Origin of the sequence: Streptomyces sp. NPDC001848 (assembly GCF_042891915.1) — a bacterium.
GTDB lineage: Bacteria > Actinomycetota > Actinomycetes > Streptomycetales > Streptomycetaceae > Streptomyces.
Genome location: NZ_JBIATP010000015.1, coordinates 123,733 through 139,010, shown reverse-complemented (window position 1 = coordinate 139,010; position 15,278 = coordinate 123,733). Strand labels below are relative to the sequence as shown.

Below are 15,278 nucleotides of genomic sequence, written 5' to 3'. Positions count from 1 at the left end.
GGGCCGCAGGGCCCCCGCGGGGCCGGCGTAGGACCTGGCGTGAACCTGCCTCTCCGGCGGGCCACGCGGACTGCTGTGCTAGAAATGTCGCATGGCGAGCGGAAACGCTCGATTCCGGCGCATATCAATGCGGTCCTTGATCGGCAGAAGCCCACGAAGCGTCGCCGGGCAGGTGTTCGTCCTGCAGGTGGCGCTGGTCGTGCTGCTCGTGGTCTGCGCCGTGGTCGCCCTCGTCCTGCAGTCGCAGCGGGACACCGGCTCCGAGGCCAAGCGCCGTTCCATAGCCGTCGCACAGACCTTCGCGCACTCTCCGGGCATCCTGCAGGCACTGAGGACCCCCAACCCCACGAAAGTGCTCCAGCCGCTCACCGAGGCGGGGCGCAAGTCCGCCGGTGTCGACTTCATCGTGGTCATGAACACCAAGGGCATCCGCTACACCCACCCCCTGCCGAGCCGGATCGGCCACAGGTTCGTCGGCACGATCGGCCCGTCGCTCGCCGGGAAGGTCTACACCGAGAGCGTCCACGGTCCGCTCGGCGAGGAGGTCCAGGCCACCGTTCCCATCGACAACCCCGACGGCAAGGTGGTGGCGCTCGTCTCCGCCGGTCTGAAGGTCACGAACGTGACCAACGAGGTGGACCGGCAACTCCCGATCATCTTCGGCGCCGGGGCCGGCGCGCTCGTGGTGTCCACCGGCGGCACGGCGCTGGTCGGCAGGCGGCTGCGACGGCAGACCCACAGCCTGGCCCCCGACGAGATGACCCGCATGTACGAGCACCACGACGCGGTGCTGCACTCGGTGCGCGAAGGAGTCCTCATCATCGGCGGCGACGGACGGCTGCTGCTCGCCAACGACGAGGCCAGACGGCTGCTGGAGCTCCCCCTGGACGCCGAGGGACAGCACGTGTCGCACCTGGCGGCCCTCGACCCCGCGACGGTGGCGCTGCTCGTCTCCGGGCGCGAGGCGACCGACGAGGTGCTCTTCGCCGGGGAACGCCTGCTGGCGGTCAACCAGCGGCCCACGGACCGCGACGGAGGCCCCAAGGGCACGGTGGTGACCCTGCGCGACTCCACCGAGCTGCAGGCCGTGTCCGGCAGGGCCGAGGTAGCGCGGGAGCGGCTGAAGCTGCTGTACGACGCAGGACTCGGCGTCGGCACCACGCTCGATGTGGTCCGCACCGCCGACGAGCTGGCCCAGGTCGCCGTTCCCCGCTTCGCCGACTTCGTCACCGTGGACCTGGCCGACGCCGTGTTGCACGGCGAGGAGCCCGGCCCCACGGCCACCGACATGCGGCGCACCGCCGTGCGCGGCGTCCGCGACGACCACCCCCTCTACGAGCGGGGCCGGCTGTTCGACTTCGTGCCTTCCACGCCCCAGGCCCGCGGCTACGGCACCGGCCGCGCCGAGCTGGTGACCGATCTGGCGACCGCCACGGACTGGCACGCGCAGGATCCGGAGCGCACCAAGGAGGTCGTGGACTACGGCATCCACTCCCTCATCGCCGCCCCGATCCAGGCCCGCGGTGTGGTGCTCGGCATGGCCAACTTCTGGCGCTCCACCCAGCAGAAGCCCTTCGACGAGGAGGACCTGTCGCTGGCGGAGGAGCTGGTGGCCCGGGCCGCGGTCAGCATCGACAACGCCCGCCGGTACACCCGCGAGCACACCCTTGCGGTCACCCTGCAGCGCAGCCTGCTGCCCAGGGCCCTGCCCGAGCAGAGCGCCCTCGAGGTCGGCTACCGCTACGTGCCCGCCCAGTCGGGCGTGAGCGGAGACTGGTTCGACGTGATCCCGCTGCCGGGCAGCCGGGTGGCGCTGGCCGTCGGCGACGTGGTCGGCCACGGACTGCACGCCGCCGCCACGATGGGACGGCTGCGGACCGCGGTGCACAACTTCTCCGCCCTCGACCTGCCGCCCGACGAGCTGCTCAGCCATCTCGACGACCTGGTCGGCCGCATCGACCAGGACGAGTCGGGCACCGACACGGCCGCGGGCGTCGTGGGCGCCACCTGCCTCTACGCCATCTACGACCCGGTCACGCGCCGCGTGGCCATGGCACGCGCCGGACACCTGGCGCCCGCGCTGGTCCACCCCGACGGCCGCGTCACCTTCCCCGACCTGCCGGCCGGACCACCACTCGGCCTCGGCAGCATGCCCTTCCAGACGGCCGAGTTGGACCTCCCCGAGGGCGCCCAGATCGTCCTCTACACCGACGGCCTCCTCGCGGACCGCGCCCGCGACCTGGACGTGGGCATGGAACTGCTGGGCGACGTACTCGCCGGCCACCCCGGCCGCTCGCCCGAGGAGAGCTGCCAGGCCGTGCTGGACGAGCTGGTGCCCGGACGGCCCAAGGACGACGTCGCCCTGCTCATCGCCCGCACCCGGGCGCTGCCGGCCGACCGGATCGCCGACTGGGACGTGCCGCCCGACCCGTCCGCCGTCGCCGGGATGCGCGTCGCCCTGTCCCGCAAGCTCGACGAGTGGGGCCTGGCCGAACTCGACTTCGGCATGGAACTCGTCCTGAGCGAACTCGTCACCAACGCCATCCGCTACGGCTCGCCGCCGATCCACGTGCGGCTGATCCACGACGACAGGGCGCTGATCTGCGAGGTGGCCGACGGCAGCAGCACCTCGCCGCACCTGCGGTACGCGGCGACGACCGACGAGGGAGGCCGGGGCCTGTTCCTGGTGTCGCGCATGACCGAGCGCTGGGGCACCCGGTACACGCCGCAGGGCAAGGTGATCTGGGCCGAACAGGCGCTCCCCGGAGCAACCGGGACGCCCGCGCGGACATCGCCCGACTCGGACGCGGACCTGCTGGACATGTGGACGGACGAACGGCCCTGACGAACGGCCCTGACGAACGGCCCTGACCGGGCTGCCGGCCGGGGCGGCGCCGGGTCAGAACCTGTCGCGGTACTCCCGCAGGATCTCCCGCGTGCGCGGCACGGAGGCCGCCTTCGCCGACATGTGGTCCAGGACCTCCAGGTGCAGGGCCACCTCGGCGCGCGAGTCGAGGTAGAGGGCGCCGGTCAGGTACTCGCTGTAGACCATGTCGGGCAGCTCCGGCTCCGCGAAGCGGAACAGCACGAACGGCGTGTACGTCCCCGGGTGCGGGCCGGAGGCGTACTCCGCCACCTGCAGGGTGATCGCCGGGTTCTCCGAGGCCTCCAGGAGACGGTCGAGCTGCTCGCGCATCACCTTCGAGCGGATGCTGACCGGGCGCCGCAGCACCGTCTCGTCCATGATCACCCAAAGGTGCGGCGGGTTCTCCCGGGTGAGCAGCCTCTGCCGGGCCCGCCGCAACGCCACGTGCCGTTCGATGTCCTGCGGCCGGACCTGACCGACCGTCCCGGCCTCCAGCACGGCCCGCGCGTAGTCCTCGGTCTGCAGCAGCCCGGGCACGAAGTGCGGCTCGTAGGACCGGATGACCCGGGCGGCGCCCTCCAGGCTGACGTGCAGGCTGAACCAGTCCGGCAGCACGTCGTGGTACCGCTGCCACCAGCCGGGCTCGTTGGCCTCCTCGGCGAGCCGCACGAAGGAGGCGATCTCCTGCTCGGGCACACCGTACGTCGTCAGCAGCACCTGCACGTACGGGATCTTCAGCGCGACCTCGGCGGTCTCCATACGCCGCACGGTCGCCGGCGCGACGCGCAGCACCTTCGCCGCCTCCTCGCGCTTCAGCCCGGCGGCTTCCCGCAACTCCTGCAGCCGCCGCCCGAGCACCACCTGCCCGACGGTCGGCGCAGCCCGCCGCTCACTCACGCCACGCCTCCCCTACGCGTCGAAGTACGCGAGCAGTGTGGCATGTTCCCGGGCGAGTCTCACGGGGTCGGTGACACCCGGGTTGCGGCGACGGCGGCATGCACCGGAAGTCGGGGAACGCACATCAGGTGCCTTGGGACTGGAGGTACTTCACCGTCGCGGGATCCGCCGGCAGGAACGTCTCGATGGCCAGTTCCGCGACCGTCACGTCCATCGGCGTGTTGAAGGTGGAGATGGACGACACGAAGGACAGCACCCGGCCGTCGTGTTCGATCCGCATCGGCAGCGCGAAGTACGGGACCTCCTCGGGCTCCTCCTCCGGTCCCGGTGCGGAGCCGGCCCGGCCCGGGACCGGGTACGCCGCCACCTCCTCGTACAGCGCGCGCAGTGCCGGCGAGCGCTGCAACGCGATCTGGCGCTCCATCTGCGCGAGCAGATGGCCGCGCCACTCCACCAGGTTGCGGATACGCGGCGCCAGGCCCTCCGGGTGCAGCGTCAGGCGCATCGCGTTCAAGGGCGGGGCGAGCAGGTGGTCCGGCACGCCCTCCAGGAACATCGCGATGCCCCGGTTCGCCGCCACCACCCCGTACGTGGCGTCCACCACCAGCGCCGGATACGGCTCGTAGCCCTGCAACAGCCGCTCCACACCCGCCCGCAGCGCGTCCATCGACGGGTCGTCCAGCGGCGTCTCCGGGTAACGCGGGGCGTAACCCGCCGCCAGCAGCAGGGCGTTGCGTTCCCGCACCGGCACGTCCAGATGCTGGGCCAGCCGCAGCACCATCTCCTCGCTGGGCCGCGACCGGCCCGTCTCCACGAAGCTGATGTGGCGCGCCGAGGAGCCCGCCCGCAGCGCCAACTCCAGCTGGCTGACCCGCCGTCGCTCGCGCCAGCCGCGCAGCAGCGGACCGATCCCCTGCTCGGAGGGGGCGGGTGTGGAGGCGGCGGGTGAGGACGCGACAATGCTCATACGGAGGACCGTAGTCGAGGAGTGGTGCATGTACGACCGGCTGAACCCGTCCTGGGAGGCGACCGCGATCTACCGGTCCCGAGTGCGCGGATGCCTCCTCGGGGGTGCCGTGGGCGACGCCCTGGGCTATCCGATCGAGTTCTCCTCCCTGGACCGCATCCGCGCCACGCACGGCGCGAGGGGCGTCACCGGTCTCGTACCCGGCGACCAGGGCACCGTGGGCCGCGTCACCGACGACACACAGATGACCCTGTTCACCGTGGAGGGCCTGCACCAGGCGCACGAGCGCGAACGCCACAAGGGCACCGGCGGCGGCTGGCCCCGGCTGGTGCGGGACGCGTACGGCCGCTGGTTCGACACCCAGCGCCTGCCCGGCCCGCCCCCCGGCGCCGTCGGCCTCGCCGCGCAGCAGTGGCTGTACGCGCGCCGGGCCCCCGGCAACGCCTGCCTCGCCGGCCTCGCCCAGGACTTCGTGCCCGATCCCGACGCCGAGCTGGGCCGCCCCGGCCCGGTCAACTCCGACTCCAAGGGCTGCGGCGCGGTCATGCGCTCGGCGCCCTTCGGCCTCGCCCGGGTGCCGGCCGACACCGCGTTCCTGATGGCCGCGCTGTGCGCCCAGACCACCCACGGCCACCCCACCGGGTACTACTCCGCGGGCGCCTTCGCCGCGATCGTCGCGCACCTGGTGGAGGGCGACTCCCTGGAGGGCGCCGTGCTGCGCGCCCTGCGCCTGCTGGCCCGTCACCCCGGCCACGAGGAGACCACGGCCGCGCTGCGGGGCGCCCTGGACCTGGCTGCCGAGGGCGCGCCGACCGCGCAGAAGGTGGAGACGCTCGGCGGGGGCTGGATCGGCGAGGAGGCCCTGGCCATCGCCGTGTACTGCGCCCTGGCCGAGCCGGACGTCCGGGCCGCGCTGCTGCTGTCCGTCAACCACTCCGGCGACAGCGACTCCACCGGCGCGATCTGCGGCAACCTCCTCGGCGCCCTGCACGGCGACCACGGGCTGCCGCACGAGTGGCTGGAGCGTGTCGAGGGCCGCGCCGAGATCACCGTCCTGGCGGACGACTTCGCCGCGGAGTGCGTACGGCGCTGAGAGCCTGTCCCAGGCGGGCCCTGAGGGCACGGCCGCGCGTACGGGGCCGCACGGAGGGGATGTGACAGGGTGGGGCCACCCCGCGTCGCGTCGTACGGAAGGAGCCAGGTCATGCCCGTCGAACCACTGTCGCAGAAGGAGATCGAGGACCGGCTGGCGGAGCTGCCGGGCTGGTCCCTCGAGGGCGACCGGATCGCCCGCTCCTACCGGCTCGGCTCGCACTTCGCGGCGACCGCGATGGTCGTGCACATCTCCCAGGTGCAGGAGGAGCTGAACCACCACTCCGACCTCACCCTCGGCTACAACACCGTCTCCCTGACGGTCAACACGCACAGCGCCGGCGGCACGGTCACCGACCTCGACTTCGAACTCGCCCGCAGGGTCGAGGAGCTGGCACCCGGCCACGGCGCGCACTGAGCGGACGGCGTGGGTGCTGGACTACGAGGAGGAGGCCGCGCAGTACGACGCCCTGCGCGGCGGCGAACCCCGGGCCGCGGCGGCGGCCGACGCCGTGCTCGGACTGATACCCGAGGGCGCCGGCCGACTGCTCGACGTGGCCTGCGGCACGGGCATCGTCACCCGGCGGCTCGCGGCCGCGCGGCCCGGGCTGCGGGTCGTGGGCGTGGACCTGGCGTACGGGATGGCGTGCCGGGCCGCCGCCCGGCTGCCCGGTACCGTCGTCCTCGCCGACAGCCGCCGACTGCCGTTCGCGGACGGGGCGTTCGACGCGGTCACCAGCGTGTGGCTGCTGCATCTCCTGGACGGCCCCGAGGCCGTAGGGGCCGTGCTGGCCGAGTGCGCCCGCGTACTGCGGCCGGGCGGTGTCTGCGTCACCACCGTCGACAAGGCCGCCTCCCACAACGTGGGCAGTGACATCGACGCCGTCCTCGCGCCACGCCCGCGCCGCCCCGCGCACGACGCCGCCGACGCGGTCGCGGCGCACGCCGCCGCCTGCGGCCTGGTCCCGGCCGGAGGCGCTCGCTTCACCGGGGTCGGCCAGGGCCGCAGCCCCCGCCGCACCCTGGCGGACCTGCGCCGCGGCTGGTTCGTCACCCTGGGCCCCGGCGACCCGCTCACCGAACGGATCGCCGGCGAACTCGCGGCGCTGCCGGACCAGGACCGGCCGCGCCCCGACCCGGTGTTCACCCTGCGGGCGTTCCGCAAACCCGAAGCTTGACGACAAACCCGAAGCTTGACGACGGGACCCGGTGGCCTCAGGCAATCCGTCGGTCTGCTCGGGTCAGTCCGCAACGCATGAGGTGCCACCGGCCGGCAACGGCCCCCTGGGCCGACCGCCGGCGCGGGCAGGCGGATTGACCGGCGAGCAGGCGTGGAACGCCCACCTGAGGGAGCTGGCGTGGTCGATCTGCACCACCTTGGTGATGTCGAACTCGACCACGCGCAGGGCTCCTGGGTACTTGAGACGCCGTCGCGGGGGCCGCTGCGGTTGGCGGCATGAGGTGGAGCCATGATCATCAGCTCTCACTTGCCTCAGGGCTCGGTACGCCCCTCAGTGTCCTCCAGGACCGGCGTTCGCGACATCGGAGCCGGACGCCGGTCGTGGACGGTGGCGATGCCGGAGCCTGCGGTCCCCGTGCTACCTGCCACCTGCGCATGCCGCCTGCCATGGGCTCCCGTAGCGACTGTCACGCGATCTGTTCCCCGTCGGGGTAGTCGGTGGACTTCGACACCTCGCTCCAGGCGGCCGTCTCCGCGTCGAAGGCGGAGCGGGCGTCGGCGACCAGCCGGAGCGCGTCGCTGCCGAGGATCAGGTGGGTCGGCGGGTTCTCGGCCTCGACGACCGTGAGCAGGGCACGGCCGGCCATGGCGGGATCGCCGAGCTCCTGACCGCTCATGTCCATGCGGCGTTCGCGGATCGGCGCGAAGATCGGTTCGTAGTCGGCGATGGTGCTCTCGACCCGGTCCATGGAGCGCCCTGCCCAGTCGGTGCGGACGGGGCCGGGTTCGATCGCCGTGACGTGGATGCCGAGCGGCGCGACCTCCTGGCCGAGCGTGGCGGCTATGCCCTCCATGGCGAACTTGGAACCGTGGTAGGCGGCCAGGCCCGGGAAGGCGCGGAGACCGCCCATGGAGGTGACGAACAGGATGTGACCGGCACGGCGCTCGCGCATGCCCGGCAGGACGGCTTGGGTGACCGCGATGGCGCCGAAGACGTTGACGTCGAACTGGTGGCGGAAGGTGCTGAGCGGGGTCTCCTCGAAGGTGCCCTCGACACCGTAACCGGCGTTGTTGACGAGCACATCGATGGGGCCGAACTCGTTCTCGACGGCCGCGACGGTCGGCGCGATGGCATCGGTGTCGGTGACGTCGAGCATGCGGGCGTGGGCGCGGTCCGGGGCGAGTTGCTCGAAGGCGGTCACCTGGTCCGGTTTGCGGACGGTGCCGACGACGGTGTGGCCGGCATCGAGGGCGGCGGTGGCGAAGGCGCGGCCGAGGCCGCTGCTCACACCGGTGATGAGGAACGTGCGGGGCATGTCGTCTCCTATGCCGGTGCGCCCCTGCGTGCCCTCGTGGAGCAGGTCACGCGAGATGACCCAGGTCACGGCAGGGCCCTCGGGAGAGCGCAGGCAGACGTCCACCGTCAGCGGATCACCCGGGTCTGGTGGAACGCAGCCCGCATCGGGACACGGATCGACGACCACAGACCCGACCGGGTGCGGTCGGCGTAGGTGTCGGCGGCGGGCGTCACCTGCGAGGTGGGGGCGGCGAGTGCGGGACCGGTGCCCGCGAACAGGCCGGCCGCAGGCGTGACCACGGCCGTGAGGATGCGGCCTCCGCGAGGACTTCTTCGCACGGTTGGGGGACCTTCCTGCCGTGAGGAGGACGCGTGGGGGAGGACGCGACAACCGGACGGACCCCAGTACCGGTGGGGTCCGCCCGGCGCGGTACGCGAAGCGTCAGCGGCGACCTATTCGAGGAGCTCCGCGTACGAACCCATGGCCAGGGCGATGTCCGCCTGGGCCCAGAACCGGTGGTACGTGAACGAGGGCGCCGCCCCGCCCTTCAGATAGGCCTCGATCTTCGACCAGGCCGGGTCGTTCTTGTAGAAGGACCTCAGCGAGGTGAAGGTGGCCGAGGAGTTGATCGCGTCGCCGTTCGGCATGGTGCCGTTCCAGCCGCTCGGCACGTACACGCTGTCGCCGAACCGGCTGTAGTCCGTACGGGTCTCCGGGACGGCGATGCCCAGGCTGTCCTGATAGTTGTTCCACATGCCGTCCAGCAGCGCCTTGGCCGTGGACTTCGCCGTCGCGTCACCGGACTTGGCGGCGTAGTACGTCAGCGTCTTGGCGTACGCGGCGGCCACACCGACGTCGTTGGTGTAGTCGGCGACGGTGACGTGCAGCCCGCTGTTGTTGCCGGGCGATGACGGGTTCCACGTGTCGGGCTGCCCGGACCACTGCAGCGTGGAGGGGATCCGGTAGGTGCCGTCCGGGTTGACCGTGGTCTTGGACAGCGCCCACTTCACCCACTTGTCCAGGATCGCCTTCGCCGTGGTGTTCCCCGTCTGCTGGTAGTACTCCGCGACCCGCTCCATCGACCAGGCCTGGAAGCCGAACCACTGGTTGGACGGCGGGTCGTGGTAGACCGGCTCCCAGTCGTAGTACATGCCGTAGAAGGTGGAGGTGCCGCTGGGCGGAGTCGCGTACCGGCCCTGCCAGCTGTTGGTCGCGCCGCCCGCGATCGCGCCCTCGGAGGACTGCAGCCACTGGTAGAACTCCAACTGCCGCTGCAGCGACTTGGACCAGTCCGAGGCACCCGTCGCCGACTTGGGCTTCAGGTCGGCGTAACTGCTGAGCGCGTACGCGGCGAGCGGGTTCTGGTAGCCGCCGTGGACGTGGCTGGAGCCGATGCGCCAGGCCCAGCCCGCGGAGGTGTCCAGGGCGCCGCCCCAGGCGTAGTACCAGGACAGCAGGTAGTGCGAGGCGTCCTTGCCGGTGCCGGCCGGGCAGGAGGAGGCGCCCACGCAGTTGCCGATCTTCTTGAAGTACTTGTCGTACATCGCGTAGCGCAGGTAGTCGCCCATCTTCGCGGCCTTGCCCACGGTCGCGGAGACGTCGCTGCCCTTGCCCTGGGCCTTGGCCCACACGTCGGCCCAGTACGCGGCCTGCACGGCGCGCGCGTCCGCGTCCGGGGCGTCGGTGAACTTCCACTGCTTGGCGTACGACGAGTCGCCGGTGAACAGGTCCAGGTAGCCGTTCCTGCCGCCGTACTTGAAGGCGTCGCAGGTCGGCTGCGGCACCGTCTCCCACACCGACTCCTGCGGTCCGCGCTGGAAGGTGTTGATGTACGACGGTCCGGTGGCCGTCGGGCCCGCCTCGCACGTGCCGGGCTCGTTGCCGTACCCGTAGGCGTTGTCGACGTCCTGCAGCCAGTGCATGCCGTAGACGTCGTCCGTGCCGTAGGCGCTCTTCAGCTCGCCCGCGATCGGGTCCGAGCCGACGGAGACCGACGTGTCGAGCTTGGCCGGGTACTCGTTCGGGGTGTCCAGCTCGGGTGCGTACGTCGCCGGCTTGGAGGCGTTGTAGAAGGAGTTCGTCGGCTGGTCGGCGTGGGTCGGGATCATGTACTTCTCCATCAGATCCCAGGCGCCGTTGAACTTCGCCCAGTCGCCCGTCACCTTGCCGTACATCGCCTGCAGCCACAGCAGGTAGCTGTACGCCTCCGACGTCGTCTCATGGCCCTGGTCCGGCGCCTCGACGATCAGCGTCTCCACCGAGTGGTACGGGATGCCCTCGGGGGAGAAGTAACCGTTCGCCGGGTTGGTGATCTTGCCGTAGAGGTCCAGGAAACGGGCGTCGTACGCCTTCGTGGCCGCCAGCTCCGTGACGGTCACCGTGGCCTTGCCGTAGCCGGTCGCGGAGGCCGTGAAAGTGGCCGAGCCGGTACCGGAGGCGTCGGCGGTGACGGTCACCGTCTGGGCCGTGTTCCAGTTGGACGGCGTGAAGGTGAGGGAGGAGCCGCCGGTGACGGTCAGGCCCGAGTTGCCGTCCGTGCGGGCGACCGACACCGTCACGTCGGCGCTCGGCTGCTTCGACAGCGTGACGCCGAACGTGCCCGTCTTGCCCTGCTGGACGCCGAGCTGGGTCGGCGAGGCCACCACGGCGGGACCCGAGGCGACCGTGATACCGACCGGCGTGGACTCCGCGGACGCGCCGAGACTGTCGTATGCCTTCGCCACCAGTGAATGACTGCCCACGGTCAAACTTGAAACCGGGAGCGAGTAGGGCGCGCTCGTGTCCGTGCCCAGCAGTGTCGTGTCGTCGTAGAACTCCACCTTGCTGATCGTCGCGTTGTCGGCGGCGGCCGCGGTGGCCGCCAGCGGGACCGCGTCGCCCTGCGTGTAGACGGCGCCGGCGGCCGGGCTGGTCAGCACGGTGACCGGCGGCTGGTGCGCGCCCGCGCAGGTCGTGCCGTTGATCGCGAAGTTCGCAGGCGCGGCGTTCGTGCCGCTGTAGGTGAACTGAGCGCCCGTGTTCACGGCGGCGCCTGCAACGATCGTGCCGTTCCAGGAGGCGTTCTTCACCGTGACCGACTTGCCGGACTGGGACCAGGTGCCGCTCCAGCCGTTGCTCAGCGTCTGGTTGCCCGCGTAGTCGTACGTCAGCGTCCAGCCGTTGATGGCGTCGGTGCCCCGGTTGGTGATCGTGAGGTCGGCGGTGAAGCCGGATCCCCAGTCGTTGGTCTTGTAGTCGACGCTGCACTGAAGGGCCGCCGCGTGGGCGGGGGTCGTGCCGTTGGCCGGCATCGTCAGGGGGAGCGCGAGGGCCGCCACGGCGGCGGTCCAGAGCCGCCGCGCCACGCGGCGTCTCCGTCTGGGTGCCATGTGCTGGTTCCTCCTTGCGGCTCGGAGCAGAGGTGGGGGGAGGAGCAACAAGCCTTGAACCAGTGGGAGCGCTCCCATATTGGGGAGGGGGTCGGGAGGGGTCAAGGTGCTTGAAGAGTCGAAAAGATTCGACGCGTTGCGCTGAAGGAAAGTCAGCGACTCCTCTGTTCTTTGCCGTCACTTGGCGCTACCTTCACCGGCACCAGTGGGAGCGACTCCATCAGTCGACGCGTCCGTCACGGGCGCGCCCGAGCTGCAAGGAATCGCTCATGCGACACCCCCCTCGTTCAGCACTTTTAGCCATGGCCGGCGCGGTCGCCGTCGTCGGCAGCGTGGTCGCACCGGTCGTCACGGCCTCCGGCGCCGCCCCCGCGTGCACGGTGGAGTACTCCGTCACCAGCCAGTGGGGCAACGGCTTCCAGAGCGCCGTGAAGATCACCAACAACAGCGCCGCCGTGAGCGGTTGGACCCTCACCTTCGACTTCGCGAGCGGTCAGAAGGTCACCCAGGGCTGGAACGCCAAGTGGTCCCAGTCCGGCACGACGGTGACCGCGGCCAACGAGAGCTGGAACGGCTCGCTGGCCACCGGCGCGAGCGTCAGCGCCGGGTTCCTGGCCTCCTGGTCGGGCAGCAACGCCGTACCGCCGGCGTTCAAGCTCAACGGGACCACGTGCGACGTGGACTCCGAACCGACACCGACGCCGCCCCCGACCGAGCCCCCGGCGAGCGGCTCGCCCCCGGCCCTGCACGTATCCGGGAACAAGCTCGTGGACGCCGCCGGCAAGGCCCGCCGGCTGCTCGGCGTGAACCGGTCCGGCGGCGAGTTCATGTGCGTCCAGGGCTACGGCATCTTCGACGGCCCGGTGGACGACGCGGCGATCAAGGCGATCGCCGACTGGAAGGCGAACGCGATCCGCATCCCGCTCAACGAGGAGTGCTGGCTGGGCCTTTCCAACATCAAGCCGGAGTACGCGGGCGCCAACTACATCAAGGCCGTCGAGGACCTGGTGGCCCGCGTCGAGGCGCACGGCATGACGCCGGTCCTCGATCTGCACTGGACCTACGGCCAGTACACCGGCAACTCGGCGGGCTGCTCCGACGTGCACGCCACCTGCCAGAAGCCGATGCCGGACGCGCAGTACACACCGTCGTTCTGGTCGTCGGTCGCCGGCACCTTCAAGGACGACCAGGCGGTCGCGTTCGACCTGTTCAACGAGCCGTATCCGGATCGGGCCACGTCCTCCGTCACGGACGCGTGGAAGTGCTGGAAGGACGGCGGCACCTGCCCCGGCATCGGGTACGAGGTCGCCGGTATGCAGGACCTCGTCGACGCCGTGCGCTCCACCGGCGCCAAGAACGTGATCCTGGCGGGCGGGCTCGCGTACTCCAACGACCTGAGCCAGTGGCTGACGTACCGGCCGAGCGACCCGGCGGGCAATCTCGTCGCCGCCTACCACGTCTACAACTTCAACACCTGCGCGGGCGAGACCTGCTGGAACTCCACGCTCGCCCCGGTCGCGGCCCAAGTGCCGTTGGTGGCCGGGGAGACCGGCGAGAACACCTGCTCGCACGGGTTCGTCGACCAGGTCATGAAGTGGTTCGACGACCGCAGTCTGTCCTACCTCGGCTGGACCTGGAACACCTGGGACTGCTCCTCCGGGCCGTCCCTGATCTCGAACTACGACGGCACACCCACGTCGTACGGCATCGGGCTGCGCGACCACCTGCGCGCCCTCAACGGATAGTCCACACAGTTCGCAGACACAGTTCGCAGTCCACACAGGTCACGACCAGACAGGTCACGACCAGACAGGTCACAACCAGACAGGAACCCGCACTCATGAGTCGTACCAGAACATCGCTACTGGCCGCCCTGGCGCTCGTCGCAGGCGGGATGGGAACCGCGGTCGTCTCCACGCCCGCGCACGCCGCCGTCCCCTGCACCGTCGACTACAAGGTGCAGAACCAGTGGGACACCGGCTTCACGGCCGCCGTCACCGTCACCAACAACTCGGCCGCGAAGTCGAGTTGGTCGGTGAAGTGGTCCTACGCCGGTAACCAGGAGGTCACCAGCGGCTGGAACGCGAAGATCAGCCAGAGTGGCGCCGACGTCACCGCGGCCAACGAGAGCTACAACGGCTCCCTGGCGACGGGCGGTTCGGTCAGCTTCGGCTTCAACGGCACCTACAGCGGTACCAACGCGGTCCCGGCCACCTTCACGCTCGACGGCGTCGCCTGCAATGTCGACGACGGCAGTGGTTCGGGCGGCGGAGGCGGCACCGGGGGCGGCACCGGGGGCGGAGGTGGCACCGGCGGCGGCAACACCGGCAGCCGGGTCGACAACCCCTATGTCGGGGCCAAGGTGTACGTGGACCCCGAGTGGTCGGCCAACGCCGCCGCCGAGCCGGGCGGCAGCCGCATCGCCAACCAGCCCACCGCCGTCTGGCTGGACCGGATCGCCACCATCGACGGTGCGGGCGGCGGCATGGGCCTGCGCGCCCACCTCGACGAGGCGCTGAAACAGAAGGGCTCCGGCGACCTGGTCGTCCAGTTGGTCATCTACGACCTGCCCGGCCGTGACTGTGCCGCCCTCGCCTCCAACGGCGAACTCGGGCCGAACGACATCGACAAGTACAAGAGCCAGTACATCGACCCGATCGCCTCGATCCTGTCCGACCCGAAGTACGCGGGCCTGCGGATCGCCACCGTCATCGAGCCCGACTCGCTGCCCAACCTGGTCACCAACGCCGGCGGCACCAACACCACCACCGACGCCTGCGTGACCATGAAGAGCAACGGCAACTACGAGAAGGGCGTCTCGTACGCCCTGGACAAGCTCGGCGCCATCCCCAACGTCTACAACTACATCGACGCCGGCCACCACGGCTGGCTCGGCTGGGACAGCAACCTGGGCCCGGCCGTGCAGGAGTTCGCCAAGGTCGCCACGACCAACGGCGCCGGCGTGAACGACGTGGCCGGGTTCATCGTCAACACCGCCAACTACGGCCCCACCGTGGAGCCCAACTTCAAGGTCACCGACACGGTGAACGGTCAGACCGTGCGCCAGTCGAAGTGGGTCGACTGGAACCAGTACGTGGACGAGCAGTCCTTCGCGCTCGCACTGCGGGACAAGCTGGTCGCGGCCGGGTTCAACTCCGGTATCGGCATGCTGATCGACACCTCCCGCAACGGCTGGGGCGGCTCCGCCCGGCCCACCGGCCCCGGCCCGATGACCTCCGTCGACGACTACGTCAACGGCAGCCGCATCGACCGGCGCATCCACGTCGGCAACTGGTGCAACCAGAGCGGCGCCGGACTCGGTCAGCGGCCCACCGCGGCCCCGGCCGCCGGAATCGACGCCTACGTCTGGGTCAAGCCGCCGGGCGAGTCCGACGGCTCCAGCTCCGCCATCCCGAACAACGAGGGCAAGGGCTTCGACCGGATGTGCGACCCGACGTACACGGGCAACCCGCGGAACAACAACAACATGTCCGGCGCCCTGCCGAACGCGCCGCTGTCCGGGCACTGGTTCTCCGCCCAGTTCCAGCAACTCATGCAGAACGCCTACCCGCCGCTGCCGTGACGCGGTGACGCCCGGGTGATCCGCCGG

Annotated in this window: 12 protein-coding genes; 6 read left to right on the top strand and 6 right to left on the bottom strand. The window is 70.9% G+C overall.

Translation table 11 applies throughout. From position 1 onward, the window contains the following. Positions 1-127: 127 nt before the first annotated feature. Entirely contained in the window at positions 128-2,845 is a 2,718-nt protein-coding gene (locus ACFYZJ_RS28785) for a SpoIIE family protein phosphatase (RefSeq protein WP_388572861.1), read from the top strand. A 54-nt stretch (positions 2,846-2,899) separates the two neighbouring features. Here ACFYZJ_RS28785 and ACFYZJ_RS28780 read toward each other — a convergent pair whose 3' ends face one another. Further along, positions 2,900-3,763, bottom strand: coding sequence for a helix-turn-helix domain-containing protein (locus tag ACFYZJ_RS28780; protein ID WP_388572687.1), 864 nt, complete (start codon positions 3,761-3,763; stop codon positions 2,900-2,902). Positions 3,764-3,887: 124 nt separating this feature from the next. Continuing rightward, on the bottom strand, positions 3,888-4,730 hold the full coding sequence (locus tag ACFYZJ_RS28775) for a helix-turn-helix domain-containing protein (RefSeq protein ID WP_388572685.1): 843 nt from the start codon (positions 4,728-4,730) through the stop codon (positions 3,888-3,890). A 28-nt stretch (positions 4,731-4,758) separates the two neighbouring features. Here ACFYZJ_RS28775 and ACFYZJ_RS28770 point away from each other — a divergent pair, with 28 nt between their 5' ends. The 3 genes from ACFYZJ_RS28770 (at position 4,759) to ACFYZJ_RS28760 (ending at position 7,000) form a co-directional block, all read left to right on the top strand. After that, entirely contained in the window at positions 4,759-5,823 is a 1,065-nt protein-coding gene (locus tag ACFYZJ_RS28770) for an ADP-ribosylglycohydrolase family protein (RefSeq protein WP_388572683.1), read from the top strand. Between the two features lie 111 nt (positions 5,824-5,934). Then, positions 5,935-6,240 carry a 4a-hydroxytetrahydrobiopterin dehydratase gene (locus ACFYZJ_RS28765; RefSeq protein ID WP_388572681.1) on the top strand — a complete coding sequence of 102 codons (306 nt, stop codon included), beginning with the start codon at positions 5,935-5,937 and terminating at the stop codon, positions 6,238-6,240. A 13-nt stretch (positions 6,241-6,253) separates the two neighbouring features. Further along, on the top strand, positions 6,254-7,000 hold the full coding sequence (locus ACFYZJ_RS28760; protein ID WP_388572679.1) for a class I SAM-dependent methyltransferase: 747 nt from the start codon (positions 6,254-6,256) through the stop codon (positions 6,998-7,000). 63 nt (positions 7,001-7,063) lie between these two features. Here the strand turns inward: ACFYZJ_RS28760 and ACFYZJ_RS28755 are convergent, their stop codons facing one another. The 4 genes from ACFYZJ_RS28755 to ACFYZJ_RS28740 all read right to left on the bottom strand — a co-directional run bounded on the left by ACFYZJ_RS28755 (position 7,064) and on the right by ACFYZJ_RS28740 (position 11,668). Next, on the bottom strand, positions 7,064-7,222 hold the full coding sequence (locus ACFYZJ_RS28755) for a hypothetical protein (RefSeq protein WP_388572677.1): 159 nt from the start codon (positions 7,220-7,222) through the stop codon (positions 7,064-7,066). Between the two features lie 247 nt (positions 7,223-7,469). After that, entirely contained in the window at positions 7,470-8,387 is a 918-nt protein-coding gene (locus ACFYZJ_RS28750) for an oxidoreductase (RefSeq protein ID WP_388572675.1), read from the bottom strand. 38 nt (positions 8,388-8,425) lie between these two features. Next, on the bottom strand, positions 8,426-8,599 hold the full coding sequence (locus tag ACFYZJ_RS28745) for a hypothetical protein (protein WP_388572673.1): 174 nt from the start codon (positions 8,597-8,599) through the stop codon (positions 8,426-8,428). A 153-nt stretch (positions 8,600-8,752) separates the two neighbouring features. Continuing rightward, a complete protein-coding gene (locus ACFYZJ_RS28740; RefSeq protein ID WP_388572671.1) occupies positions 8,753-11,668 on the bottom strand; it encodes a glycoside hydrolase family 48 protein in 2,916 nt (971 codons plus the stop codon). Positions 11,669-11,970: 302 nt separating this feature from the next. Between ACFYZJ_RS28740 and ACFYZJ_RS28735 the strand changes: the two genes are divergently transcribed. Both ACFYZJ_RS28735 and ACFYZJ_RS28730 read left to right on the top strand, forming a co-directional pair. Next, on the top strand, positions 11,971-13,413 hold the full coding sequence (locus tag ACFYZJ_RS28735) for a cellulose binding domain-containing protein (protein ID WP_388572669.1): 1,443 nt from the start codon (positions 11,971-11,973) through the stop codon (positions 13,411-13,413). 95 nt (positions 13,414-13,508) lie between these two features. Beyond that, a complete protein-coding gene (locus ACFYZJ_RS28730) occupies positions 13,509-15,251 on the top strand; it encodes a glycoside hydrolase family 6 protein (RefSeq protein ID WP_388572667.1) in 1,743 nt (580 codons plus the stop codon). Positions 15,252-15,278 lie beyond the last annotated feature (27 nt).